Genomic DNA, 23,454 nt, shown 5'->3' with positions numbered 1-23,454 from the left:
AGCCCGGAGGGTGCGCGGCGGGCCGAACGGGAACCCGGGTGCGAGGGGGGCGGAGGGATCGTGTAACTTCTTCTTCGCAAGGGGCTGTGGCGCAGCTGGTAGCGCACTTGACTGGCAGTCAAGGGGTCAGGGGTTCGAATCCCCTCAGCTCCACCCTTCACCACCAGCCGGTTCTCCATCCGGCGGTCCCGCTTCACGCAGTCTGACAGCTCCAGCTGACAGCAACGCCTCAGCCTGATAGCTCGTCGTCGAGCTGGTCGAGCGCGGTGCGCTGGGTCTCCCGGTTGACGTGCCCGTAGACGTTCATCGTCATCTCGACGGCACTGTGCCCGACGATCTCCACGATCGTGCGTGGGTGGACTCCGAGTGCGAGCAGCAGGGACACGCAGGTGTGACGTAGGCCGTACAGCGGGACGCGGCGGATGCCGTTGTCGTCGCACAGCTTGCCGAACATGCGGGTGAGGTTGCGCGGCTCCAGGGCCGTCCCCATCGCGTCCCAAAGATGTGGTCGGTGGGCGGCCACGGGTGGCCGGGGCCGTCGCCGTGTCGTTCCTGCAGCCGGCGGTGATGGTCGGAAGGCGTGGAGGCAGCGGGTCGCGGACGGTGCGGCGGGCAAGTTTCTTCTTACCCGCCCCGCCTAGTGCCGGCCAGGATCACGGGGATGGCGAGGCATGGGCTTCCGAGCACGATTGACGGTCGGCACATTGGACAGCATGAGCCCTGCTGGGTAGCATTTCAGAGCATGAGCGGCCGGTCCGGGATCGTAGATCTGTTATGTCGGATGGTCGGACGCGATATCGTGGCAGTCACCGAGGCCAGACACTGGTACGACGACACGCGCGGTGGCGACGAAGAGAGTTTGATCCACTTCTGGTTGCACTCGCGTGGCAATGCGCCACTCGAAGTGCATGGGCGTGGCGACGATATCTTCCTTGAGTTCAGTGAGCCGTATGCTGGGTATGATATGGGGGAATTCGGGCAGACGCGCGTTGAACCGGCCGCTGCGCCGGACTTGTTGGCGCACCTTCCTGGTCATCGACTGCTTGACGCCGCCCTTATTTACAACAAGATGGCAGTCGCCTCGGTGAGCGGGATCCTGCTGCGCTTTGATCACGACGACCTGGCCATCGCTTCCGTTGGTGATGAATGGGTCCTCAGGCGCAAGACGATAGCGCCCGAATTCGCGCCGTATCTCACCACTGGCGATTGGTTGCGTCAGTCTCCAGGAACCGCGGGCTGACCTCACATCGTGCAGCGGCTCAGTGAATCGCCAGGTGGCGAAAGAGTGTCGATTGATCGGCTGCGGTGTCACTCGACCTCTCGTGCGTCCCGTCGGCGATGCGTTGGGCCCCGTCGTGGAGTTCCTGCGGTCGGTGCCCGGCGTCGCCCTGCTGCCGCTCGGGCCGAGGCAGCGCGTCGGACCGGCACCCGGGTCGAGCAGCACGTGCTGAGGGGTTGAGGGGACGAGGCGCCGCCGTCGGCCCGTGAGCCGACTGCCCAGCCCTGCCTACGCGTCGTGGGAGCGTGGCGCGTGGTCGAGGAGGATCTCGGCGGCCGCACGGGCGTGCCGGCCGTAGTCCGGGTCGTTCAGGACCATGGCGCGGCTGACGGCGCCATCGGCGAGGGTGACGAGCTGCTCGGCGAGCGGCTGCGGGTCGTCGATGCCGAGTTCGGCCAGGAGACCGGTCACCAGGGTGAGCATGAGGATCTTCTGCTCGCGGGCGAAGGCGTGCACCCGGCTGGCGGGGTCGGGGTGCTCGGTCGCGGCGTGGATGAACGGGCAGCCGTGGACGACATCGTCCGGCCACGGCCGCACGGTGAACATCGCGAGGATCCTGTCCCTGGGCGGGACGTCGGCGCGGGTCAAGGTCTCGAGCAGGGTGTAGCCGGATCCGAGGATGTGCTCGAGCTGCGCGAGGACCAGGTCCTCCTTCGTGGGGAAGTGCGCGTAGAGGGTCCGCTTGGAGACAGGGGCCTCGGCCGCAACGTCTTCCATCGTCGTCGCGGCGATCCCGCGCCGGGCGAACAGGCTGCTCGCGGCGGTCAGCACGCGTTCCCGGCCACCTCGCCCGGCCCGGCGCGCCGGTTCTGCACCCACGCCCCAACTATACGCCAGCGTTTACATAGTGGGCGGAGCCCTCTACGGTGGCCAAGTAAACGCAAGCGTGTACTTAAGGAGTGGCACCGATGACGATCGAACTCGCCGACGCGGTGGGGCAGCTCATCCGTGGCCGGCGCGCCACGAGGGCGTTCCTGTCCGACTCCGTCCCGGAGGGGACGATCGAGGCCGTCTTCGGCCTGGCCGGTTCGGCTCCGTCGAACGCCAACGCGCAGCCCTGGCAGGTCGAGGTGGTCAGCGGCGCCGCACGGGACGAGCTCGCCGACGCACTGGTGTCCGCTCACCGGGCCGGCCGGCGGACGCTGGACTTCCCCTACGACGAGAGCATCTACTCGCCGGTGCACCGACGCCGGCGAGCCGCCTTCGGCGCCGCGGTCTACAGCGCTCTCGGCATCGGCCGCGGCGACGAGGACCTGCGCACCGACTACGACCTCAAGAGCCTCAGCTTCTACGGCGCTCCCCATGTCGCGCTGCTGTACGCGCCGGAGTCGGGCAACCCGAGGCTGACCGCGGACGTCGGCATGTACGCGCAGACGCTGCTGCTGGCCATGGCCGCCCACGGGGTGGCCAGCTGCCCGCAGGCGGTGCTGAGCTTCTACAGCGGGACGATCCGCGAGACGCTCGGCATCACCGGCGGGAAGTTGTTGCTGGGCGTCTCGTTCGGCTACGCCGACCCCGACGCCCCGATCAACGCCGTCGAGGTCGGCCGTGAGCCCATGCCGGAGACGACGCGCTTCCACCGCTGACCACCGTTCACCCCGCACGGTCCCGGTTCAGGACGTCCCGGTGGACGGCGCGTCGGGTTGCAGGAGCGGCCGGATCTCGCGGGCGCACTCGACGAGCGTGCGAACCACGGGCAGGTCCGTGTCCCTCGACCGCCAGGCGACGACGTCGGTCAGCCTGATGTCGAGGTCGTCGAGAGGGCGCCACGCCATCGAGGTGAACGAGGTGACCAAAGCGGCCGTCCGACGGGCGATGAACGTGACACCGTCGCCGATCGCCACCAGCGCGAGGAGCACCTCCAGGTCGGCGACCTCCGCTATCGCGCCGAGGTCGACGTCCTGCGCCCGCGAGGCGGAGACGATCTCGGCGTGCAGGCGGGGGTCCTGCTCGCGCGGCCCGAGGACGACCCGCTCGCCCGCGAGGTCCCGCATCCGGATCTCCGCGCGCGAGGCGAGCGGGTGGTCGAGTGCGATCAGCAGCCCGAGCCGGTCGCTCGTCATCTCCATCGAGGACAGCGCGTCGTCGGAAGGCCGGTGTGTCGCGCAGGCGAATGCGATCGTCCCGTCGTGCAGGGCAGTCCACTGCTCGGTGCTGCTCATCGCGACGAGCTCCAGCCCGACGCGTGGAGCACGTCTGCGGAACGCGGCCATGAGCGACGCCAGCGCACCGGTGAACGTTGCGCCCTGCTCGAACCCGATCGCCACGGTGCCCTGCCGCCCCTGCGCGACGTCCCTGGTCTCCTCGACGGCCGAGTCGACGCTCGCGAGCACGCCGCGGGCCCGTTCCGCGAACACCTTCCCGGCGGCGGTGAGCCTGATCCCGCGGCCGGCCGGCTCGAAGAGCTCGACGCCCAGCTCCTCCTCGAGGTCCTTCATCTGGCGGCTCAACGGGGACTGGGAGACGTGCAGTTGCTCGGCGGCCCTGCGGAAGCTCTGCCCGTCGGCGATCGCCACGAAGTAGCGGAGGTGTCTCAGTTCCACGGGCGGAACCGTTGCCTCTGATGTCTCATAAGTGCTCATTCTATGTCTTGGACAGATTATTTCGAGCGCCATACCGTCGGTCGCATGGTCTCCACGAGCAAGAGCCGCCTCACGTCGCTGCTCCTCGACATCTCCACGCACGAGGGCGAGGTCCGCCACATCGAGGAGATCGGCCCGCACTTCCGCCTGGTTTCGCTCGCGAGCGACGGGTTCGGGAAGGCGTCCTGGACGCCCGGCGACATGGTTCAGGTCATCGTCGTCGGGGAAGCGTTGCTGGGCCCCTGGGAGATCCGCACCTACACGCCGCTGGCGTTCGACCCCGGGACGAGGACGGCCGAGATCCTCTGGTACATCCACGGCAACGGCCCGGGTTCCGACTGGGCGGTGTCGGCGACCGTCGGCACGGCGTGCCGCCTCGTGGGCCCACGTCGTGCCGTTTCCCTGCTGAAACCGCAGCGGCCCCTGGTCTTCTTCGGCGACGAGACGTCGTTCAGCACCGCGATCGCGGCTCGCGAGACACCGTCGGGCCACCGCGACGTGCGATTCGTCTTCGAGGTGGACTCCGTCGAGGAATCGCGCGCCGTTCTCGAGCGGTTCGACCTGGCCGACGCCACGCTCGTCGCCCGGCGGGCCGGCGACGGTCATCTGGACGAGGTCGAACGCGACGTGCTGACCGCCTTCCGGTCCGAGGCGGCCGCCACCGGCGTGCTGACCGGCAAGGCATCGTCGATCCAGCGCCTGTACCGGGCGCTCCGCGCCGCCGGCGCCCAGGGCCGCCAGGTCAGCAACGTCCCCTACTGGGCCGTGGGGAAGAAGGGGCTCAAAGGCCATTGACTCCGCACGAGAGGTACGCGCACATGTCCGAACCATCCAGCAAGCCGGCGTTCCCGAGGAAGCACGCGGCCGGCTGCCCGTTCGATCCCGCCGAGGATTACCAGGGATTCCGCGAGAACGACCCGGTCGCCCGCGTCTCCTGCCCCGCGGGCGTCGACGCCTGGCTCGTGACGCGCTACGACGACGTGCGCACGGTGCTCGGCAGCTCCGCCCTGAGCTCCTCGGTTCCCCCGATCGCCCACGCCGACCCGCAGGCGGTGTTCGACGACCCGGTCCTGCCCGGCTCGATCCTGCAGCTCGACGGTGCGGAGCACGTGCGGCTGCGCCGGTTGCTCACCGCCGAGTTCTCCGTCAAGCGGATCCAGGCGCTGCGTCCGCACATCCAGCAGGTGATCGACTCGCACGTCGACGCGATGCTCGAGAGCGGGGGGCCGGTCGACCTGGTCCGCGCCCTCGCCCTGCCGATACCGTCGCTGGTGATCTGCGAGCTGCTGGGCGTGCCCTACGCGCAGCGGGACCGGTTCGAGAAGCAGAGCGCCATCATGAGCTCGGTCGACGTCGACCCGGTCATCGCGAAGCAGGCCGACGTCGAGATCATGGGCTACGTCCGCGACCTGGTCCACGAGAAGATGCGCGACCCCGGCGACGACCTGACCTCACGGCTCATCCGGCGTTCCGAGGAGAGCCCCCGGCCGCTGACCGTCGACGAGCTCGTCATGCTCGTGCTCTCCCTGCTGGTCGCGGGCCACGAGACGACCACGAACATGATCGCGCTCGGCACCACCGTCCTGCTCCGGCATCCGGACCAGGTCGAGGCGCTGCGCACCGAACCCGGCCTCCTCCCGTCGGCAGTCGAGGAGCTGCTGCGCTACCTGACGATCGTCCACTTCGGCCTGTTCCGGTCGGTCACCCAGGACATCCCGCTCGGTGCGGAGACGCTGCGCGCAGGAGACTGGCTGATCGCGGCGCTGGCGTCGGGCAACCGCGACGCGTCGGTGTTCTCCGACGCCGACCGGCTCGACGTCCGGCGCAGGCCCGCCGCGCACCTCGGGTTCGGCTACGGCGCGCATCAGTGCCTGGGCCAGCAGCTCGCCAGGGTCGAGCTGCAGCAGGTGTTCGGCACCCTGTTCACCCGCGTTCCGACGCTGCGCCTGGCCGTTCCGGTCGAGGAACTCGACTTCAAGGACGACAGCGTCGTCTACGGCCTGCACTCGCTCCCCGTCACCTGGTAGCGGCACAGCGAACCGCGAGGAGAACCCATGCACGTGACCATCGACGAGGACGGCTGCGTCGGCGCGGGCCAGTGCGCCCTCGCTGCACCCGAGGTCTTCGATCAGCGCGACGAGGACGGCATCGTGGTGCTGCTGGACGAGACCCCAGCGCCCCACCTGCACGAGGCGACGCGCGCAGCAGCGACGCTCTGCCCAGCGCTCGCCATCCACCTTGCCGAGTGATGTCGGGCGTCGGGCGCAGCCCGACCATGCACCGCAGCGACGACGGCGAGGTCCGGCGGCCGCAGAACGCGGCGTCGGCGTCGGCCTCCGGCCGGTCCCCGCGCGGCGCGCGGCTGCTCTTTCGCCGGGATGTGGACCCGCGTGCGCTGTCGTCAGACTGCCGGCTGCTGGTCGAGCAGCCCGACGGGATCGGCGCTGTAGGCGACCATCCAGCTGGGGTCGATGCGGTACCACACGTTCTCGTCCCAGAACGGGTCGTCGCCGTCGCCGTCGTAGTGGTTGACGAGGTAGTCGCGGACTGTCGGCCAGGTCGGGTCGCTGCTCGTCCCCTCGGGGTTCAGCTCAACGGCGAGTCCATGCGTGAAGATGCCGAGCTGCTCGCCGCGCATGAAGGTGGCGCTGATGCCGGGCCGCGCCGCGAGATGGCGGGCTTTCGCGGCGTGACGATGGGTGCCGACGATCCAACGGCCGTGCAGGAGGTGCCCGTCGACGCCGCTGATGCGTGGCTCTCCCCGGCGGGTGACCGTGGCAACAGCCAGGGTGCACATGCCTTGGCAGACCCGGACGACCTGCTCGGCGTCCAAGGTCCTTTCACCTGGCCGAATGATCGACTTGAGGTGGCTGCTGGAGCCGGCCCAAGACGTGTCGAGCAGGGCTTGGAGGCTGTGCAGCTCGTCGGGAGTTTCGAACATTCGGCCAGGTAATCAGCTCCCACCGACAGTTCAGCTCAGTTCGCAGCACGGCGACGGAGCTGGACGATAGGGCCGTGACGGGAATCGGTTGGCGACCGGTGATGGCGATCGGTCACCACGGCCTGGTGCTCGGGGTGGGGCCGGACGGCTCCTGGTGCGTGATCGAGGCCGGGGCCGTGCGGGCGCCGGCCACCGGGCGGAACCTGATGATGCTGCTGCCGCTGCTGGAACGTCCCTGCGCCCAGGTGAGCGCCGAAGTCACCGACCAGGTCCCCGGCGCGTTCCCGGGCCGGATGTGGGACGAGCTGCTCGGCCACGCGCTGGGTTGGCCCACGGACTACTGGCCCGGCCTGGCGCTGGCGTGGGTCGAGGACGGGTATCCGGTCGAGCGGGTTCAGGGGGCGGTCGCCGCGTTCGGGGCCGATCGGCGCCGCGCGCAGCCGGTGCGAGCGCGCGTTGCGGCTCTGCGAGCCCCGCTGCGGATGACGAGCACCGGCGGTCAGGTCCGCTCGCGCACGGCCAGGAACGGCAGGAACAGCTGGGTCAGCGGGCCGATGGCCAGCGCGTAGAGCACGGTGCCGACGCCGACCGTCCCGCCGAGCAGCCAGCCGGTCGCCAGCACCACGACCTCGATGCCGGTCCGGACCACCCGCACCGACCAGCCGGTTCGCGCGCACAGCCCGGTCATCAGGCCGTCGCGCGGCCCCGGGCCGAGCCGGGCTCCGACGTAGGCCGCCGTCGCGACGCCGTTGAGGAGCACGCCGCCGACGAGCAGCGCGATCCGCGCCGGGAGGGCGTCGGGCGCCGGGATGACGAACAGCGCGGCGTCGACCGCGACGGCGATCACGGCGACGTTGGCGACGGTGCCGATCCCGGGGCGCTGGCGCAGCGGGATCCACAGCAGCAGCACGGTCACCCCGGTGACGGCGGTGATCGCGCCGAAGCTGAGCGGCACGTTCTTCGACAGGCCCTCGTGCAGCACGTCCCACGGGTTGAGCCCGAGACCGGCGCGGATCTGCATCGCCATGCTGAGGCCGTACAGCGCCAGCCCGCCGAGCAGCTGCGGGAGCCGCCGACCCGGGTCGCGGGTGACGGGGATGGGGCGGAGGTCGACGACGGCCATGGGGTCCATCCTCGGTCGGGCGGCGCGGTTGACCATGGCCAATCCGGAACCGGTGGACCCCCGCCGCTCAGCTCGTCGTCAGCGCTGTGAGCGGCGCCGCGAGCTCGCGCCACTGGTCGTCGGGCACACCGCGCTTCTGCACGGGCAGGGCCTGCACGGCGACGTGGTCGGCGCCGGCGTCGAGGTGCTCGCGGACGCGGGCCACCACCGTGTCCACGTCGCCCCACGCCACCAGGGCGTCGACGAGCGCGTCGGACCCGCCGTCGGCGAGGTCGGACTCGGCGAAGCCGAGCGTGCGGACGTTGTTCACGTAGTTCGGCTGGCTGAGGTAGACCGACGTGTAGCCGCGGCCGATCTCGCGGGCCCGGGCGGGATCGGTCTCCAGCAGGACGGCCTGCTCGGGGCACAGCAGCGGGCCCGGCCCGAGCGCGGCCCGCGCTCGGGCGGTGTGCTCGGGGGTGACGAAGTACGGGTGGGCGCCGTCGGTGCGCTGCCCGGCGAGGTCGAGCATCTTCGGGCGCAGCGCGGCCAGGACGTAGCGCACCGGCGTCGTGGGCCGCTCCGCGATGTAGGGCGCCCGCTCGATCGCGTCGAGGTACTCGCGCATGGCGGTGAGCGGCTTGTCGTAGTTGTGCCCACGCAGCCCGCTGACCAGGTTCTCGTGGCTGACCCCCAGCCCGATCAGCACCCGCTCCGGGTAGGCCTCGGTGAGGGTCTTGGTCGCGCAGGACGTGGCAACGGCGTCGCGGGCCCAGATGTTCGCGATACCGGTCGCCCCGACGAGCCGCTCGGTGGCCGAGAGCAGCATCGACAGGTGGACGAAGGGGTCGCGGCCGGCCACCTCCGGGATCCACACGGCGCCGTACCCGAGCGACTCCAGCTCCGCGGCCAGCTCCCGGGCGCGGGCCGCGGGGACCACGTCGAGGGCGGCGGTCCAGAGACCGACGGGGGGCAGCGGGAAGCGGGGCGTCGAATCCGTCACCCCGCGACCCTACGAGGGACGCACGGCGCCCGCGCGCTTCACGATCACGCCGTCGCCGTGACGATCCGCTCCCGGATGTGCTGCCAGGGCAGGTCCCGGGGCGGTTCGGCGCGCGCCTCGTGCAGGGGCCAGACGTCCTCGCCGTCGACGAGGTGCACGCCGGCGGCGCGCAGCGCGGCGACGTGGGAGTCCCACCTCGGGTGCCGGGCGTGCGCGGCGTTGATCCGCGGGAACACGACGACCGGGACGCCGGGGGTGCCGATGGCCTCGTTGATCGTGGTGAGGGCCTGGTTGTCGGCGATGCCCACGGCGAGCTTGGCGATGGTGTTCGCCGAGGCGGGGACCACGGCGTAGACGTCGGCCGACGGGTGCGGTCGGCTGTCGCCCGGCATGCGCGCGTCGACGCGGACGGGCAGCCCCGTGATCCTCGCGAGCTCGTCGGCGGCGCCCGTCGCCCGCAGCCACCGGCCCGCGGTGGGGGTGAGCGTCACGGCGATCCGCCACCCGGACCTGACCAGCGGCTCGACCAGCCCGCCCCGGAGCCCCTCCACCCCGCCCGCGCCGGAGCCGACCAGCCCCAGCGTCCTCGTGGTCCCGCCCATCGCCGCGTCCTCCACCGCTCGCCGGGTAATCGGAGTGCGCTCCGCCCCGACCGCCGGCGACACTCGTCGCGATGATGCACAGCGACGAGGTGCGCGTCGCCACCGAGGTCGCCCGCGGAATGATCGCCGACCAGTTCCCGCGGTGGGCGGGCCTGCCGGTCCGCGAGGTGGTCGCCGAGGGCACGGTGAACGCGATCCACCGCATCGGCGACGGGCTCGCGGCCCGGTTCCCGCTGCGGGCGGGCGACCCGGACGAGGTGCGGGGCCGGCTGGAGGCCGAGGCGGCCGCCGCGCGCGAGCTGGCTCGGCACAGCCCCGTCCCGACGCCGGAGCCGGTCGCGATCGGGGAGCCCGGGCGCGGCCACCCGCTGCCCTGGGCGGTCCAGACCTGGCTGCCGGGCACCGCGGCCGCGGACGACGACCCGAGCGGCTCGGAGGCGTTCGCCCTCGACCTCGCCGCCTTCATCGGCGCCCTGCGCGGGGTTGGCACCGGGGGCCGGACGTTCGCCGGGACGGGTCGCGGTGGCGACCTGCGCGGCCAGGACCCCTGGATGCGGACCTGCTTCCGGGAATCCGCGGGACTGCTCGACGTCGCGGCGCTGGAGCGGATGTGGGCCGGGTTCCGGCTGCTACCCCGCGCGGGCGCCGACGTGATGTCGCACGGCGACCTGATCCCCGGCAACGTGCTGGTGGCCGGGGGGCGCCTGGCCGGGGTGCTGGACGGCGGCGGGTTCGGGCCCGCCGACCCCGCCCTCGACCTGGTCGCGGCGTGGCACCTGCTCGACGACGGGCCGCGCGAGGCGTTCCGGGCGGCCCTGGGCTGCGGCGACGTCGAGTGGGAGCGGGGCAGGGCGTGGGCGTTCGCCCAGTCCATGGGGCTGGTCTGGTACTACGCCCGGTCGTGCCCCGGGCTGAGCCGCACGGGCCGGCGGACCCTCCGGCGCCTGTCGCGCACCGCCTGACCGGCGCCGGGCCGCGGAGTGGTCCCGCGGCCCGCCCCGCGTTCAGACGGCGGACTGCTCGGTACGCGCGCGGTACGTGGCGTCGTCCGCGGCGATGTCGAGCCGCGACGTCTCCCGGGCGATCAGGACGCAGACCACCGTCAGGGCGAGGACGGCGACGACGTAGAGCGAGACGGCCAGCGAGGTCTGGTAGGCGCTCAGCAGGGCGGTGGCGATGATCGGGGCGAGCGCGCCGCCGACGATGCCGGCCAGCTGGTAGCCCATCGACGCCCCGCTGTAGCGGATCCGGGTCGGGAACATCTCGGCGATGAAGGAGGCCTGGGTCGCGTACATGGCGGCGTGGAACAGCAGCGCGACGACCGTGGCCAGCACGATCAGCGCGAAGCTTCCGGTGTCCAGCAGCGCGAAGAACGCGAACACCCACCCTGCGGCGCCGACCGCGCCCGCCAGGTAGACCGGCCGCCGCCCGAAGCGGTCCGAGAGCGCCCCGAACAGCGGGATGAAGAAGATCTGGCAGGCCGCCCCGATCAGCACGCCGCCCAGCGCCAGCCCGCTGGGCAGCCCCAGGTACGTGGTGATGTAGGTGGTGATGAACAGGACGAAGATGTAGAAGGCGACGTCGACGCCGACCCGGGCGCCCAGCGCGAGCAGGATCTCCCGGGGGTAGCTGCGCAGCACGTCGACGATCGGGGCGCGGGTCTTCGCGCCCGCGCTCTCGACCTTCTCGAACAGCGGGCTCTCCGCGATCGACACCCGGATCCACAGCCCGGCGATCACCAGCAGGCCGCTGAGCAGGAACGGCACCCGCCAGCCCCAGCTCGCGAACGCCTCCTCGTCGGTGACCGCCTGCATCACCCACAGCACGCCGTTGGACAGCAGCAGCCCGACCGGCACGCCGACCTGGGGCCAGCTCGCGTTCAGCCCCCGCCGGGCGGGATCGCCCGACTCCAGGGTCATGAGCACCGCCCCACCCCACTCGCCGCCGAGCCCGATGCCCTGCAGGAAGCGCAGCACGACCAGCAGGATCGGCGCGCCGATGCCGAAAACGGCGTAGGTCGGGACGAGCCCGATCGCGAAGGTCGCGATCCCCATCAGCAGCAGCGTGACGACCAGGACGTTCTTGCGGCCGATCCGGTCGCCGTAGTGCCCGAAGACGATCCCGCCCAGCGGCCGGGCGACGAAGCCGACCGCGGCCGTCGTGAACGCCAGCAGCGTGCCGACCAGCGGGTCGAAGCTGGGGAAGAACAGGGTGTTGAACACCAGCGCGGCGGCGGTGCCGTAGATGAAGAAGTCGTACCACTCCAGTGAGGTGCCGACGAGGCTCGCGATCACGACACGACGCACGGACGACGGTCGGTTCGCGCCTCGGTCCACGGGGGTAGTCGCCATCAGTGCTCCTTAGCGGCGTCGGCGGTCGGCCGAGCGGTCCGGATGAGGTCTGCGTCACGGTACGGATTGTTGAGCAATCTGACAAGAGACTGATTGTCGCAGCGGAGTGGGGTCGTCGGAGGACAGCCGGTCACGCTCAACGCGTGGCCGCCGCGCACACGTCGTGACATGTGCGCGGCGGCGGCCAGGTGCGTGACGCCAGGCGGTGTGCGTGGCGCCGGGGGTGTGCGCGGCGCGGGGGGCCGCGCGGCCCCGCCGGTACCGTGGTGCCGTGAGCACCCCGGACCCCGTGCGCATCGGCAACAGCGAGCGCGAGGCCGCGGTGCGGGAGCTGGGCGAGCACTTCGCCGAGGGCAGGCTCGACACCGACGAGTACGACGAGCGCGTGGCCGCCGCGTACGCCGCCCGCACCGATGAGGACCTGGCCCCGCTGTTCAAGGACCTCCCGCGCAGCGGGGCGCCCGCCGCGGTCGCGGTCCCGCCGTCGGCGCCGTACCCCCTCGCGCCGTACCCGAGGTCGTACCCGCCGGCGTACCCCGCCCCCAACACGGCCTACTCCCCCGACGCCCCGCACGGGCGCGAGCCGGCGACCGGCGTCCCGTACTCCGAGCGCCAGAAGCTCATCGCCGGGTTGCTGCAGCTGCTGATCCCCTGCGGGATCGGGCGCTTCTACACCGGGCACACCGGGCTGGGTGTGGCCCAGCTGCTGCTCAGCCCGCTCGGCATCGGCCTGGTGTGGGCGTGGATCGACGGCATCGTGATCCTCGCCGGCCGCCCCGTCGACCGCGAGGGGCGCCCGCTGCGCCCCTGACGAGCCGGCCGGCAGGGCCGGGACGTGACGGGCCGCTCGCGCAGCGGAGCGGGGGATGGATCTCGGCCGCGGGCGGGTTGCACGGTACGGGGAGCGCGGCCGCGCCCCCACCGGATCCGAACCCCGGAGGACGCCCGCATGGTGCTCGCCCTGTCGATCCTCGACCTCGCCCCGGTCGCGCCCGGCCAGACGCCACGGGAGAGCTTCGCGGCCAGCGTCGAGCTCGCCCGGGCCGCCGAGCGGCTCGGCTACCGGCGCGTCTGGTACGCCGAGCACCACAACATGCCCTCGATCGCCTCGTCGGCCACGAGCGTGCTCATCGGCCACGTGGCCGACCACACGTCGACGATCCGGCTCGGCGCCGGTGGGGTCATGCTGCCCAACCACTCGCCGCTGACGATCGCCGAGCAGTTCGGCACGCTGGAGACGCTGCACCCCGGGCGGATCGACCTGGGCCTGGGCCGGGCCCCGGGCAGCGACCAGGTGACCATGCGCGCCATGCGCCGCGACGCCTCCGCGTCGGAGACGTTCCCGCAGGACGTGCTGGAGCTGCAGGGCTACCTGCGTGGCCGCTCCGTCATCCCCGGTGTGCAGGCCGTGCCCGGCGCCGGCACCGACGTGCCCCTCTACATCCTGGGCTCGTCGCTGTACGGCGCCCAGCTGGCCGCGCGCCTCGGCCTGCCCTACGCGTTCGCCTCGCACTTCGCCCCGCAGGCGCTGCACGCCGCGGTCGCCAGCTACCGCGACGAGTTCCGCCCCTCCGAGCAGCTCGCCGAGCCCTACGTCATCGCCGGCGCGAACGTCGTCGCCGCCGACGACGCCGAGCAGGCGCAGCGCCAGTTCGACGCGGTGCGCAGGCGGCGGGTCCGGTCGATGATCAGCCGGCAGCCCGGGGCGCCGGAGTACGACGACGCCGAGATCGACGCGTTCCTGGCCACGCCCAACGGCCGCCACATCGCCGACATGATGCGCTACACCGCCATCGGGACCGGCGACGACGTGCGGCGCTTCCTGGCGGACTTCGCCGCGTCGGCCCAGGCCGACGAGCTGATCGTGGCGCACCACGCCGAGGACCTCGGCGCCCGGCTGCGCTCGGTGGAGCTGACGGCGGCCGCTGTGGGGATCACGCGGGAGAGCGTCGGGGCGTGACCCCCGGGCGGCGCGCTCAGCCGCGCTTGGCGCGGACCTCCTGGTTGTCGCGGTACTCCGCGGCGTAGCGCTCCGGCTCGGGCCACCAGTAGTAGGGCGGCTCCTGCGGGCGGCCCTGCGGGGTGTCCTGCCACGGCTCGCGGCGGCCGTTCGGGGTGAGGTCGAGCAGCGCCCAGGTGTTGGTGAACGGCTCCGACCCGCGCCCGCTGGTGTGGTAGGTGCGGAAGACGCGGTCGCCGTCGCGGACGAAGACGTTCAGCCCGAAGCCGCCGCCGGGACCCGCGCCCATGTCGGCGCCGAAGGGGCTGTCGGCCGAGGAGTACCAGGGCATCGTCCAGCCGAAGCGGTCGCGGTAGGCGACCGCCTCCTCCCAGGGGCCGACCGTCACGACCGCGAACGTCGTGTCCTTGCTGTGCAGCGGTTCGAGCGTGCCGATGTGGCTGGTGAAGAACGTGCAGCCGCCGCACTGGTCGCGCGCGCCCGGGTTCCACATGAAGTGGTAGGTGATCAGCTGGCCGCGGCCCTCGAACACCTCCGCCAGGTCGACCTCGCCGTGCTCGCCGCGCAGCGTGTAGGGCCCGACCTCGACCATGGGCAGTCGCCTGCGGTCCGCGGCCAGCGCGTCCACGCGCCGGGTGACCTCCTTCTCCCGCGCGCGGTGCTCGGCGAGGGCGGACGCCCAGGTGTCGTGGTCGGTGATCTGCGGTAGGGACATGGCTCCTCCGATGGGTGCTGGCGCGGTCACTGTGCAGACCCGCGGCGGCCCCGGAACTCATCGGTCGCCGGAGGCCGCCGCCTCACCCGACGCGGCGGTACCGGTAGACGTTGCGGATCTTCCTGGCCACGTAGCTGCCGATGCTCGGGGCCACGGCCAGCCTCTCGACCACGCCGATGGGCACGTCGAGGTAGCGGTAGACCCCGCCGCCGGCGAACTCCACCTCCAGGGCCCGGTTGGCCGGGTCGTACCCGAGCGAGCGCACGCCGCTGGACTCCACCTGCTGCCGGATCATCGCGTTCCCCCAAGGCCCTCGTGGTCGAGCGCTCCCCCGACCGCCACCGCATGTCTACCGGCGACCACCGACATTCCCGGGTGACGCCGGCGCGGCTCCGCTTCGGCGAAGCGTGGGCGAGCGGTCCCGGTGGCCGTCCCCTACAGGACTGACGAGGCGCCGGATGCGCACCGGCTGTCACGGTGAACCGGGGATACGGCACACGATGGTGGCCACCTCTTTGCCTTCTCCCGGATTTCGGAGCTACGCTTTTCCGGTCGGCGCCTTCCCCAATTCTGCGGCGCCGTAGGAATGGAGCCGATCGGGGGTCGGCCCGCGAAATCACCGGAGTAAACCGTGCTGAAGAAGGCTGGGATCGTCGTGGCCGTCGCCGCGAGCGGTCTGCTCGTCATGACCCCCCTCGCGGCCGCCGAGACCGCACCGACGCAGGCGTCCAACACCTGCTCGTTCACGCAGTCCGGCGGTACCGTGACCCAGGTCATCAACGGCGTGACCGTGGTCAACACCGTCGCGCCGGTCACCACTCAGACGCAGGCCCTGAACTGCACCGCGATCAATGTCTCGGACCTGGTCGACGTCAATTCCGGCAACACCACGACCAGTTCCGTCCGGACCCGGATCGAGAACTCCTTCAACCGGTTCTTCATCTTTCGCCGCTGACTGATCCGGTGTTACCCGCGGACCCGGACCGACCGTCGGTCCGGGTCCGCGGTGCCGCGCCGGCCATGGCCCGCGGTGCCGTGCGCGACACCCGCATGCCGTTAGCTATGACAAGGGGTAGTGTTCGCGCGCGATGAGCGCGACGACGGACCCGGCCCCCGCACCCACCCTCCGGTCGCTGATCCCGTCGGTCTTCCTGCCCGCCGTCGTCTACGAGGTCGGCATCGGCGCGATCACCCCCGTCGTCGCCATCACCGCGCTCGACCTCGGCGCCTCGGCCGGCACCGCCGGCTTCCTGGTCGCTCTGCTGGGGATCGGGCAACTGATCGGCAACGTGCCCTCGGCGGCGGTCGCTGCCCGCCTCGGGGACCGCAAGGCGATGGTCGTGGCGGCCGGGGTCTCGGTGGTCGCCGTGACCGGTTGCTTCTTCGCGACGTCGCTGCCGCTGCTCGGGGTCTGCCTGTTCGTGCTCGGCATGGGCAACTCGACGTTCTACCTGGCCCGCCAGTCGTACCTGACCGAGGTCGCGCCGCCGCACCTGCGGGCGCGGGCGCTGTCGATGCTGGGCGGCTCGCACCGGGTGGGGCTGTTCATCGGCCCGTTCCTCGGGGCCGCGGCGATCAGCCTGACGTCGCTGCACGCCGCCTACCTGGTCGCGGCGGGCGCCGCGGTGCTCGCCGGCGTCCTGCTGCTGGTGATCCCGGACGTCGCCCCGGCGGGACCGCCGCGGCCGGCGCGGCGATCGGGCGTCGCCCCCGGGTTCGGCGCCACGCTGCGCGAGCACCGGTCGCTGCTGGCCACCCTCGGCGTCGCCGTGCTCGCCATCGGCGCGGTCCGCGCCGCCCGGCAGGTCGTGCTGCCGCTCTGGGCGGTGCACATCGGCCTGAGCCCGGAGGCGACCAGCCTCGTCTTCGGCATCGCCAGCGCCGTCGACATGGCGCTGTTCTACCCGTCGGGCAAGGTCATGGACCGCTACGGGCGGCTGACCGTCGCCCTGCCGTCCATGCTGATCCTCGGCCTGGCCATGGCGGCGCTGCCGCTCACCGGCGGGATCGTCGCCCTGACGGTCGTGGCCATGGTCATGAGCCTGGGCAACGGCATCGGCTCCGGCATCGTCATGACGCTGGGCGCGGACGCCGCGCCCCCGGACGACCGGCTGCGCTTCCTGTCGATCTGGCGGCTGATGAGCGACACCGGCGTCGCGGTCGGCCCGGTGATCGTCTCACTGGTCGCCGGGGTCTGGACGCTGGCGGCGGGGATCGTCGTGATGGGCGGCGTCGGCGCGCTGTCCGCGGGGGCGCTCGCGCGGTGGGCCCCGCGGTACTCCGCGTTCGCGACCCCGGCAATGGTGCGCCAGCAGCGGCTCAGCGCCGGCCGCTGAGTACCGCCCGCGCGATCGCGTCGCGCTCGGCGGCCTCCCGCGCGGCCTGCTCCTGCTCCTCGGCGATCCGCTTGTCGTAGGCGGTGCGGGCGGCGGCGATCTCGCGCTGGTGGTCCTCGGTCCACACCACCAACGCCTTGATCGTCTCGTGCAGGGTGGCCCCGAGCGTGGTCAGCTCGTAGTCGACGCGCGGGGGCACCGTCGGGTGCACCGTGCGGCTCACCAGGCCGTCGCGCTCCAGGTGGCGCAGCGTGCGGGCGAGCATCCGCTGGCTGATGCCGTCGATGGCGCGGCGCAGCTCGGTGAAGCGCAGCGGGCGCCGGTCGAGCAGGGCGATCGCCAGCAGCGACCACTTGTCCGCGATCCGGTCGAGGATCTGGCGGACCTCGCAGTCCTCGCGGGCGTCCCAGTTGAGGACGTCGAACTCCTCGTCGGGGCCGGTATCACCGCAGTGACCGGGTGACCGTGATGTTCCGTCTTCCACGTTCGTCGATGCTTCCGCAGAGTGCGGTCGGTAACAAGAGGGAACCGACTTCGGGAGGACCACGACATGTCCGAGACCGCACCCGGCGGAACGACGCGGATGGGTGCGCGCGAACGCGCCACGCTGCTCGTGCTGTGCGGCGCCATCTTCCTGGAGGGCATCGACGTCGCGATGCTCAACGTGGCCCTGCCCTCGATCCGGGCCGACCTCGGCCTGGGCACCGCCGAGCTCAGCGGCGTGGTCAGCGCCTACGTGCTCGGCTACGCCGGCTTCATGCTGCTCGGCGGGCGCGCCGCCGACCTGTACGGGCGGCGGCGGATGTTCCTGGTCTGGCTCGTGGTGTTCCTGGTGTTCTCCGGGATCGGCGGGCTGGCCACCGACGCCCCGATGCTGCTGGCCGCCCGGTTCGTCACCGGCGTCGCGGCGGCCTTCCTGACCCCGGCCGGGCTGGCCCTGGTCACCGCCACCTTCCCGGCCGGCCCGCTGCGCACCAGGGCGCTGGGCTTCTACGCCGGCACCGCATCGGGCGGCTTCTCCCTCGGGCTGGTGGCCGGGGGCCTGCTCACCGCGGTGGGCTGGCGGTGGGTGTTCTTCGCCCCGGTGATCCTGTCCGCGATCATCCTGGTCGCCGCCGCGGTGCTCGTCCGCGACCCCGGTGGACGGCTCGTCGGCGGACGCCTCGACCTGGCCGGGACGGCGAGCATCACCGCGGCGATGCTGCTGCTGGCCTACGGCGTCCTGCGGCTCGAGGCGCCCGGCGAGGGCGTCGCGACCACCGTCGCCGTGCTGGTCGCGGGGGCCGCGCTGGTCGGGGTCTTCGTCGCCGTGGAACGCCGCTCGCCCGCGCCGCTGGTGCGGCTGGGGCTGCTGCGGACACCGGGCCTCGCCCGGACGAACGCGACCATGCTGCTGTTCCTCGGCGCGTTCGCCGGTTTCCAGTTCCTGGTCACCCTGCACCTGCAGGAGCTGCGCGGCTGGACGCCCCTGCAGACCGCGCTGGCGATGCTGGTCATCGCGATCGACACGGTGCTCGCCCCGACCCTGACCACCCGCCTGGTCAACCGCTTCGGGCACCTCGCCGTGCTGCGCTGGGGCCTGGCCACCGCGGTGCTCGCCTACGCGCTGTTCCTGCCGATCGCGCCGGACTGGACCTACGCGCTCATGCTGCCCAGCTTCGCGGTCCTCGGGATCGCCTTCGCGCTGGCCTACGGCCCGCTGACCATGGCGGCCACCGACGGCGTCGACGAGGCCGAGCACGGCGTGGCCGGTGGCCTGCTCTACACGTCCGCCCAGTTCGGGACCGCCCTCGGGCTGTCCGCGGCGACCGCCGTGCACGTCGGCGCGGCCGCGGCGGGCGCGACTGGTGTCGACGCCCTGCACGTCGCCCTGCTGGTCCCGGTCGCCGCCGCGGCGCTCGGGCTCGTCGCGGCCATGAGCGGGCGGCGCAGGCGCGTCGCGGTCGCCGACCCGGCCGCGGTGTGAGCGCGGCCGTGCCGACCTCAGGTGCCGACCTCGGGTGCCGCCGCGACCCGGAGGACGAGCAGCGCGACGTCGTCGCTGGGGTGGTCGCCGATCGGGTCGAGCAGGGCGTCGCAGAGGGCGTCCAGCGAGCCGCCGCCGACCCCCGCCGCGACCGCGACGACCCGGTCCAGGCCCTCGTCGATCGCCACCCCGCGCCGCTCCACCAGCCCGTCGGTGAACAGCACGACCACGTCGCCCCGGCGCAGCGCCAGCCGGTGGTCGGTCCGCACCGCCGACGGGTCGACGCCCAGCAGCAGGTCGGGGTCGTGCTCGACCAGCCGGGCGGAGCCGTCGGCGGGCACCAGCAGCGGCGGCGGGTGCCCGGCGCTGGCCCAGTGCAGCACCAGTCCCTCCGCGCCGGCGCCGCGGTCGCCCGGGCGGACCTCGGCCATGACCATCGTCGCCATCGCGCGCGGGTCGACCGAGTGCAGCAGGCGGTCCAGCGCGGCCAGGACCCCGGCGGGTGAGCGCTCCAGCACGTGGGCGATCCCCCGGACGCTGCTGCGCAACTGCGCCATCGTGACGGCGGCGTGGCCGTCGTGACCGGCCACGTCGCCGATCACCAGCACCGTCCGGCCGTCGGCCGCCTGGAACGCGTCGTACCAGTCGCCGCCGACGTCCACGTGCTCGGCGGCGGGCACGTAGCGCACGGCGACGTCCAGCCCCGGCACCCGCGGCGGGTCGGCGAGCAGGGTGCGCTGCAACTCCTCGGCGAAGGTGGCCGCCCACTCGGCACCCTCGGCCCGCACGCGCGACGCCGCGGCCTCGGCGCTGACCTGCTGCAAGCGGTCCTCCCGCGCCAGGCGCGCATCGCAGGCGCCGAAGGCGAACAGCCCGCCGAGCGCGACGCCGAAGAGCCGGGCGGCCTGCGTCGGCCAGTCGTCGGCGGTGTACTGCTGGTCGTGGACGCCCAACAGCGCGACGACGGCGAGGGCCAGCACCCCGTAGGCGATCGTCAGCCCGCGGCCGGTGAGGCTCGCGGCCAGCAGCGGACCGATCGCCACCAGGCCCAGCACCGAGCGTTCCGGGCCGGCCGCGAGGTCCAGCAGGGCGAACAGCGCGATGACGGCGAGGGGTGCGACGGCGCTCACCCGGCCCAGCCGATCCACCCGCACCCTCCCGTTCGATCGCCCCACGACGTCGGCGAGGCGGGGACGACAGTAGGGCACCAGCCCTCGGGTGTCCCCGATCTCCGCGCCCCGCCGTGCCGCCCCGCGATCGGCTCGGCGGCGGGCGAGGGGCGTCCTCGCAGCGCCGGGCGGGTGCCGCAGCGCTGGCTGGGTGCTCGCAGCGCGCCGGCGGGCTGCGAGCACACCGCTGGCTCTGCGAGGACCCCGACTCACATGATCAATCAGAGGTCGCCCTCCGCGTAGGAGCCGCCGGAGGCCCCTCAACAGCCCGCCGCAGGCGCCCCTCGACAACCCGCCGGAGGCCCTCAGGCGGAGTCGGAGAGGGCGAACGGCAGCGCGTTGCTGGTCATGGTCACCGCGGTCCCCCCGGCGCTGTGCTCGATGTGCAGCGACGCCATGCACGTGCTCATCATCAGCAGCCCCCGGCCGCGGAAGCCGGGATCGGCGGGGACCGGGCGCCAGCGGCCCTGGTCGGTCACCGACACGGTCACCCGGCGATCCTGGGCGCCGACGAGGACCCAGGCGAAGACGTGGACCTTCCCGACCTCCGGCTGCCCGCGGTAGGCGTGGTCCACGACGTTGGCGACGGCCTCGTCGACGGCCAGCACGATGTCGTCGAGGTCGTCGTCGCGCCAGCCCCAGCGCTCCAGCCAGTCGCGCAGACGCCCGCGGATCACACGCCCGGACGTGGCCACGGCGACCTCGGCCACCAGCAGCTCGACCGGCGGCATCGGACCGGTGTCGGAGACGGCTGTGCCCAGCACCCCGTCACCGGGTCGGGCCGATCCGTCTGCAGCCATCCCCGACCAGTATGCGCGTTGCGCGGCCGATCCCCGATGGCGGGAGCCGGACCCGGTGATCACCCGGTCAGGACGGCTCGTCCCCGGGGCCTTCGCCGCTGTCGCCGGTGTCGTCGGGGTCGGCCACGTCGTCGGAGTGGGGCGGGTCGACGCGGCGCCCGACGACCCGCTCCTCCATCTCGTCGACGGCCTCGCTGAGGTGGTCGCGGTCGTCCGGCTCCGGCCCGGGCGGGGTGGTGGCTGCCATCGGAGTCCTTCCTGCGCGGCGCGGTGCCGCGGAGCGAGCGGGCTTCCCCCGCGGGCGGCGGGGCAAACGGCCGGTGCGCGCTGCCACCCGCTCGGAGTGCTGTCAGCGCTGCCGGGGGCCGCAGTCGCGCACCCGGCGGGCCGCGGCGACCAGCCCGCGGCGGGCGCCGAGGTCCTGCACCGCCGCGACGGCGTAGGCGCTGCAGGACGGGGTCGACGGGCAGCGCGGCGTGAACCGGGTCAGCCTGCGGCGGTAGAGGCCCAGCAGCGCCAGGACGGGTCGCCGGCCGGCCCGTCCTGGCGCCAGGAACGCGGCCAGCCGCAGCAGAGTGGACACGCTGAGCAGCAGGCTGCAGTCGCAGGGCAGCTCGCAGCCGTCGCACGGTAGATCGCAACCGTCGCAGCCGTCCGAGCACCGGCTGCGGTCGGCTTCCTCCTCGGCCTCGCCCGCCGCCCCGTCCTCGCCTGCCACAGCCCACCCCCGAGACCACGATCGAGCCGCCCCCTGGCGGTCGGGTGGGAGTGTGCCCGATGGGGTGATCAGGTCGTGGGGGGCACCTCGGTGCGCCGGCCCGGCGCCGAACCCGCCGTGCCCGGATGCGGCCACTACGCGGTCCAGCACCCATCCAGGGGGTCAGAAGTACCGCATTGTCACGTAGCCCCACGCCATGATGGTGCTCAGCGCCGTGACGACGATGCCGTAGCGGGTGAACTGCCAGAACGAGATGGGGTGGCCGGTGCGGGCCGCGATGCCGATGGCCACGACGTTCGCGCTCGCCGCGACCGCGGTGCCGTTGCCGCCGAAGTCGGCGCCCAGGGCGAAGGCCCACCACAGCGCCTGGCCCGTCGCCGGGTCGGGCACCGTGGCCACCAGCTCCTCGACGACCGGCGCCATGGTGGCGACGTAGGGGATGTTGTCGAAGAACGCGCCGAGCACGGCGGAGCCGAAGATGAGCGCGGTGGCGGCGGCGTAGAAGTCGTCGCCGACGATCTCGATCGACCAGCGGCCCATCGCGTCGATGACGCCGGTGTGCACCAGGCCGGCCACCATGACGAACAGGCCCATGAAGAACACCAGCGTCGGCCACTCGACCTCGCGCAGCGCGTCGCCGACGTCGGCCCGTGTGACCAGCAGCATCACCCCGGCCCCGACGAGCGCGACGATCGAGGGCTCCAGGTGCAGCACGGCGTGCAGCCCGAACCCGATGACGACCAGCGCCAGCACGCACAGGGAGCGCACCAGCAGGGCGGGGTCGGTGATGGCGCGGCGCTCGTTGAGGCTCATGATCTCGGCGACGCGCGCCGGGTCGTAGGTGTAGGAGCGGCGGAACAGGAACCGGGTGAGCAGCACGAAGACCGCGAAGATCAGGACGACGATCGGGGCCATGTGGACCAGGAAGTCGTTGAAGCTCAGCCCCGCCCGGCTGCCGATGATGATGTTGGGGGGATCGCCGATCAGGGTCGCGGCGCCACCGATGTTGGACGCCAGCACCTCGGCGATGATGTAGGGCTGGGCCGGGACGCGCAGCCGGTTGCACACGACCACGGTCACCGGGACGACCAGCATGATCGTGGTGACGTTGTCCAGGAACGGCGAGGCCACCGCGGTGATGAGCATCAGCATCACCATCAGCCGGTAGGGCCTGCCCCGCGAGCGCTTGGCCGCCCAGATCGCCAGGAAGTCGAACAGCCCGGTCTGCTTGACCACGCCGACGATGATCATCATGCCGAGCAGCAGGAAGATGACGTTCCAGTCGATCCCGGCGTGCTCGGAGAAGAACACCTCCGAACCGGGCGTCAGCCCGAGCACCGTCATCGCCCCGGCCGCGACCAGGACCGTGACGACCTTGTCGATCTTCTCCGTGGCGATGAAGTAGAACGCGACGACGAAGATGCCCAGCGCGAGCCCCGGCATCAGCACGCGCCACCGCCCACCGGGCCCGTCACCCGGGGGCGTCCCCGGCCAGCACGTCGAGCAGCCGGACCAGGGTGATGCCGCCGACCAGCGTGCCCGCCGGCCCGACCACCGCCACCAGCGGGGATCGGGCGCGGGCCATCAGCGCCGCCACCTCCACCAGGGTGGCGTCCGGCCGGACCGCGGCCGGGCGCGGGTCGTGGCGGGGCAGGCACTCGTCGACGGTCAGGTCGCCCAGCTCCGACCAGAACAGGCCGGCGTTGGCCTCGTCGATCGTGCGGGCCAGCGCCGGGTCCTCCAGCAGCGCGCGCGGCAGCGTCAGCCGCAGCACCTGGGTGCCGGGCAGCACCGCCCGCGGGCGCGCCCGCCCGTCCACCACGACCAGGCCCGGCAGGTGCGCCTCGGCCATCATCCGCACCGCGGTGGCGACCAGGTCGGACCCACGGACCGTCGGCAACTGCTCGACGATGTCGTGTGCCTGCATGAC

General features: G+C 72.7%; 29 protein-coding genes and 1 tRNA gene. 13 read left to right on the top strand and 17 right to left on the bottom strand.

Translation table 11 applies throughout. The features are described from left to right. Nucleotides 1-80 precede the first annotated feature (80 nt). Nucleotides 81-153 (top strand) — tRNA-Ala (locus tag KIK08_RS02810). Nucleotides 154-229: 76 nt separating this feature from the next. On the opposite strand, the gene KIK08_RS02805 is transcribed toward KIK08_RS02810, so the two are convergent. Beyond that, nucleotides 230-490: a tyrosine-type recombinase/integrase gene (locus KIK08_RS02805; RefSeq protein ID WP_214401366.1), complete on the bottom strand. Its 261-nt coding sequence runs from the start codon at nt 488-490 to the stop codon at nt 230-232. A 252-nt stretch (nt 491-742) separates the two neighbouring features. On the opposite strand from KIK08_RS02805, the gene KIK08_RS02800 reads away from it, so the two are divergent. Next, entirely contained in the window at nt 743-1,240 is a 498-nt protein-coding gene (locus KIK08_RS02800) for a hypothetical protein (RefSeq protein WP_214401365.1), read from the top strand. A 267-nt stretch (nt 1,241-1,507) separates the two neighbouring features. On the opposite strand, the gene KIK08_RS02795 is transcribed toward KIK08_RS02800, so the two are convergent. Then, nucleotides 1,508-2,098 (bottom strand): TetR/AcrR family transcriptional regulator, encoded by a 591-nt coding sequence (locus KIK08_RS02795; protein ID WP_214401364.1) that lies wholly within the window; start codon nt 2,096-2,098, stop codon nt 1,508-1,510. A gap of 89 nt (nt 2,099-2,187) precedes the next feature. Here KIK08_RS02795 and KIK08_RS02790 point away from each other — a divergent pair, with 89 nt between their 5' ends. Continuing rightward, a complete protein-coding gene (locus tag KIK08_RS02790) occupies nt 2,188-2,865 on the top strand; it encodes a nitroreductase (RefSeq protein ID WP_214401363.1) in 678 nt (225 codons plus the stop codon). 27 nt (nt 2,866-2,892) lie between these two features. Here the strand turns inward: KIK08_RS02790 and KIK08_RS02785 are convergent, their stop codons facing one another. Next, nucleotides 2,893-3,822: a LysR family transcriptional regulator gene (locus KIK08_RS02785; protein WP_308257347.1), complete on the bottom strand. Its 930-nt coding sequence runs from the start codon at nt 3,820-3,822 to the stop codon at nt 2,893-2,895. 84 nt (nt 3,823-3,906) lie between these two features. On the opposite strand from KIK08_RS02785, the gene KIK08_RS02780 reads away from it, so the two are divergent. The 3 genes from KIK08_RS02780 to KIK08_RS02770 are packed head-to-tail and all read left to right on the top strand — an operon-like array spanning nt 3,907 to nt 6,110. Beyond that, nucleotides 3,907-4,656: a siderophore-interacting protein gene (locus tag KIK08_RS02780; RefSeq protein WP_214401362.1), complete on the top strand. Its 750-nt coding sequence runs from the start codon at nt 3,907-3,909 to the stop codon at nt 4,654-4,656. Between the two features lie 23 nt (nt 4,657-4,679). Next, nucleotides 4,680-5,888 carry a cytochrome P450 gene (locus KIK08_RS02775; protein ID WP_214401361.1) on the top strand — a complete coding sequence of 403 codons (1,209 nt, stop codon included), beginning with the start codon at nt 4,680-4,682 and terminating at the stop codon, nt 5,886-5,888. A 27-nt stretch (nt 5,889-5,915) separates the two neighbouring features. Continuing rightward, nucleotides 5,916-6,110 carry a ferredoxin gene (locus tag KIK08_RS02770; protein WP_214401360.1) on the top strand — a complete coding sequence of 65 codons (195 nt, stop codon included), beginning with the start codon at nt 5,916-5,918 and terminating at the stop codon, nt 6,108-6,110. A gap of 152 nt (nt 6,111-6,262) precedes the next feature. Here the strand turns inward: KIK08_RS02770 and KIK08_RS02765 are convergent, their stop codons facing one another. Further along, nucleotides 6,263-6,802: a pyridoxamine 5'-phosphate oxidase family protein gene (locus tag KIK08_RS02765; protein WP_214401359.1), complete on the bottom strand. Its 540-nt coding sequence runs from the start codon at nt 6,800-6,802 to the stop codon at nt 6,263-6,265. 74 nt (nt 6,803-6,876) lie between these two features. Here KIK08_RS02765 and KIK08_RS02760 point away from each other — a divergent pair, with 74 nt between their 5' ends. Next, nucleotides 6,877-7,371, top strand: a complete 495-nt coding sequence (locus KIK08_RS02760) for a hypothetical protein (RefSeq protein ID WP_214401358.1) — start codon at nt 6,877-6,879, stop codon at nt 7,369-7,371. Here KIK08_RS02760 and yczE read toward each other — a convergent pair. From yczE to KIK08_RS02745, 3 genes are all read right to left on the bottom strand, one after another. Then, the gene (gene yczE, locus KIK08_RS02755) at nt 7,302-7,925 is read right to left on the bottom strand and encodes a membrane protein YczE (RefSeq protein WP_214401357.1); all 624 of its coding nucleotides are present in this window, start codon (nt 7,923-7,925) and stop codon (nt 7,302-7,304) included. The two genes, KIK08_RS02760 and yczE, sit on opposite strands and share 70 nt — an antisense overlap. 67 nt (nt 7,926-7,992) lie before the next feature. Further along, nucleotides 7,993-8,907, bottom strand: a complete 915-nt coding sequence (locus KIK08_RS02750) for a TIGR03620 family F420-dependent LLM class oxidoreductase (protein ID WP_308257346.1) — start codon at nt 8,905-8,907, stop codon at nt 7,993-7,995. Between the two features lie 44 nt (nt 8,908-8,951). Continuing rightward, on the bottom strand, nt 8,952-9,509 hold the full coding sequence (locus KIK08_RS02745) for a flavoprotein (protein ID WP_214401356.1): 558 nt from the start codon (nt 9,507-9,509) through the stop codon (nt 8,952-8,954). A gap of 71 nt (nt 9,510-9,580) precedes the next feature. On the opposite strand from KIK08_RS02745, the gene KIK08_RS02740 reads away from it, so the two are divergent. After that, nucleotides 9,581-10,471 (top strand): aminoglycoside phosphotransferase family protein, encoded by an 891-nt coding sequence (locus tag KIK08_RS02740; RefSeq protein ID WP_214401355.1) that lies wholly within the window; start codon nt 9,581-9,583, stop codon nt 10,469-10,471. 42 nt (nt 10,472-10,513) lie between these two features. Here the strand turns inward: KIK08_RS02740 and KIK08_RS02735 are convergent, their stop codons facing one another. Next, the gene (locus KIK08_RS02735; protein ID WP_214401354.1) at nt 10,514-11,860 is read right to left on the bottom strand and encodes an MFS transporter; all 1,347 of its coding nucleotides are present in this window, start codon (nt 11,858-11,860) and stop codon (nt 10,514-10,516) included. 271 nt (nt 11,861-12,131) lie between these two features. Here KIK08_RS02735 and KIK08_RS02730 point away from each other — a divergent pair, with 271 nt between their 5' ends. Together KIK08_RS02730 and KIK08_RS02725 are read left to right on the top strand one after the other, a co-directional pair. Further along, nucleotides 12,132-12,671: a DUF1707 domain-containing protein gene (locus tag KIK08_RS02730; RefSeq protein ID WP_214401353.1), complete on the top strand. Its 540-nt coding sequence runs from the start codon at nt 12,132-12,134 to the stop codon at nt 12,669-12,671. A 138-nt stretch (nt 12,672-12,809) separates the two neighbouring features. Continuing rightward, nucleotides 12,810-13,820 (top strand): LLM class flavin-dependent oxidoreductase, encoded by a 1,011-nt coding sequence (locus KIK08_RS02725; protein ID WP_214401352.1) that lies wholly within the window; start codon nt 12,810-12,812, stop codon nt 13,818-13,820. A gap of 16 nt (nt 13,821-13,836) precedes the next feature. Here KIK08_RS02725 and KIK08_RS02720 read toward each other — a convergent pair whose 3' ends face one another. Both KIK08_RS02720 and KIK08_RS02715 read right to left on the bottom strand, forming a co-directional pair. Beyond that, nucleotides 13,837-14,535 (bottom strand): DUF899 family protein, encoded by a 699-nt coding sequence (locus KIK08_RS02720; RefSeq protein WP_214401351.1) that lies wholly within the window; start codon nt 14,533-14,535, stop codon nt 13,837-13,839. A gap of 82 nt (nt 14,536-14,617) precedes the next feature. After that, nucleotides 14,618-14,830 (bottom strand): KTSC domain-containing protein, encoded by a 213-nt coding sequence (locus KIK08_RS02715; RefSeq protein WP_214401350.1) that lies wholly within the window; start codon nt 14,828-14,830, stop codon nt 14,618-14,620. Nucleotides 14,831-15,166: 336 nt separating this feature from the next. Here KIK08_RS02715 and KIK08_RS02710 point away from each other — a divergent pair, with 336 nt between their 5' ends. After that, a complete protein-coding gene (locus KIK08_RS02710; protein ID WP_214401349.1) occupies nt 15,167-15,490 on the top strand; it encodes a hypothetical protein in 324 nt (107 codons plus the stop codon). A 133-nt stretch (nt 15,491-15,623) separates the two neighbouring features. Continuing rightward, nucleotides 15,624-16,871, top strand: coding sequence for an MFS transporter (locus KIK08_RS02705; RefSeq protein ID WP_214401348.1), 1,248 nt, complete (start codon nt 15,624-15,626; stop codon nt 16,869-16,871). On the opposite strand, the gene KIK08_RS02700 is transcribed toward KIK08_RS02705, so the two are convergent. After that, nucleotides 16,855-17,355, bottom strand: coding sequence for a winged helix-turn-helix transcriptional regulator (locus KIK08_RS02700; protein ID WP_214401347.1), 501 nt, complete (start codon nt 17,353-17,355; stop codon nt 16,855-16,857). The two genes, KIK08_RS02705 and KIK08_RS02700, sit on opposite strands and share 17 nt — an antisense overlap. A gap of 66 nt (nt 17,356-17,421) precedes the next feature. Here KIK08_RS02700 and KIK08_RS02695 point away from each other — a divergent pair, with 66 nt between their 5' ends. Then, on the top strand, nt 17,422-18,837 hold the full coding sequence (locus KIK08_RS02695) for an MFS transporter (RefSeq protein ID WP_214401346.1): 1,416 nt from the start codon (nt 17,422-17,424) through the stop codon (nt 18,835-18,837). 17 nt (nt 18,838-18,854) lie between these two features. Here the strand turns inward: KIK08_RS02695 and KIK08_RS02690 are convergent, their stop codons facing one another. The 6 genes from KIK08_RS02690 to KIK08_RS02665 all read right to left on the bottom strand — a co-directional run bounded on the left by KIK08_RS02690 (nt 18,855) and on the right by KIK08_RS02665 (nt 23,451). After that, nucleotides 18,855-19,967 (bottom strand): PP2C family protein-serine/threonine phosphatase, encoded by a 1,113-nt coding sequence (locus KIK08_RS02690; RefSeq protein WP_214401345.1) that lies wholly within the window; start codon nt 19,965-19,967, stop codon nt 18,855-18,857. 344 nt (nt 19,968-20,311) lie between these two features. Continuing rightward, nucleotides 20,312-20,806, bottom strand: coding sequence for an ATP-binding protein (locus KIK08_RS02685; protein WP_214401344.1), 495 nt, complete (start codon nt 20,804-20,806; stop codon nt 20,312-20,314). A gap of 67 nt (nt 20,807-20,873) precedes the next feature. Next, complete coding sequence (locus tag KIK08_RS02680) at nt 20,874-21,053, bottom strand: hypothetical protein (protein ID WP_214401343.1); 180 nt, start codon at nt 21,051-21,053, stop codon at nt 20,874-20,876. A gap of 102 nt (nt 21,054-21,155) precedes the next feature. Further along, the gene (gene yidD / locus KIK08_RS41475; RefSeq protein WP_214401342.1) at nt 21,156-21,524 is read right to left on the bottom strand and encodes a membrane protein insertion efficiency factor YidD; all 369 of its coding nucleotides are present in this window, start codon (nt 21,522-21,524) and stop codon (nt 21,156-21,158) included. A 162-nt stretch (nt 21,525-21,686) separates the two neighbouring features. Beyond that, a complete protein-coding gene (locus tag KIK08_RS02670) occupies nt 21,687-22,967 on the bottom strand; it encodes an ArsB/NhaD family transporter (RefSeq protein WP_408004624.1) in 1,281 nt (426 codons plus the stop codon). 28 nt (nt 22,968-22,995) lie between these two features. Further along, nucleotides 22,996-23,451, bottom strand: a complete 456-nt coding sequence (locus KIK08_RS02665) for a CBS domain-containing protein (protein WP_214401341.1) — start codon at nt 23,449-23,451, stop codon at nt 22,996-22,998. Nucleotides 23,452-23,454 lie beyond the last annotated feature (3 nt).

It is taken from the genome of Pseudonocardia lacus (assembly GCF_018531445.1).
In the GTDB taxonomy this organism is placed as follows: domain Bacteria; phylum Actinomycetota; class Actinomycetes; order Mycobacteriales; family Pseudonocardiaceae; genus Pseudonocardia; species Pseudonocardia lacus.
This window is presented reverse-complemented; position numbering and strand designations above follow the sequence as displayed.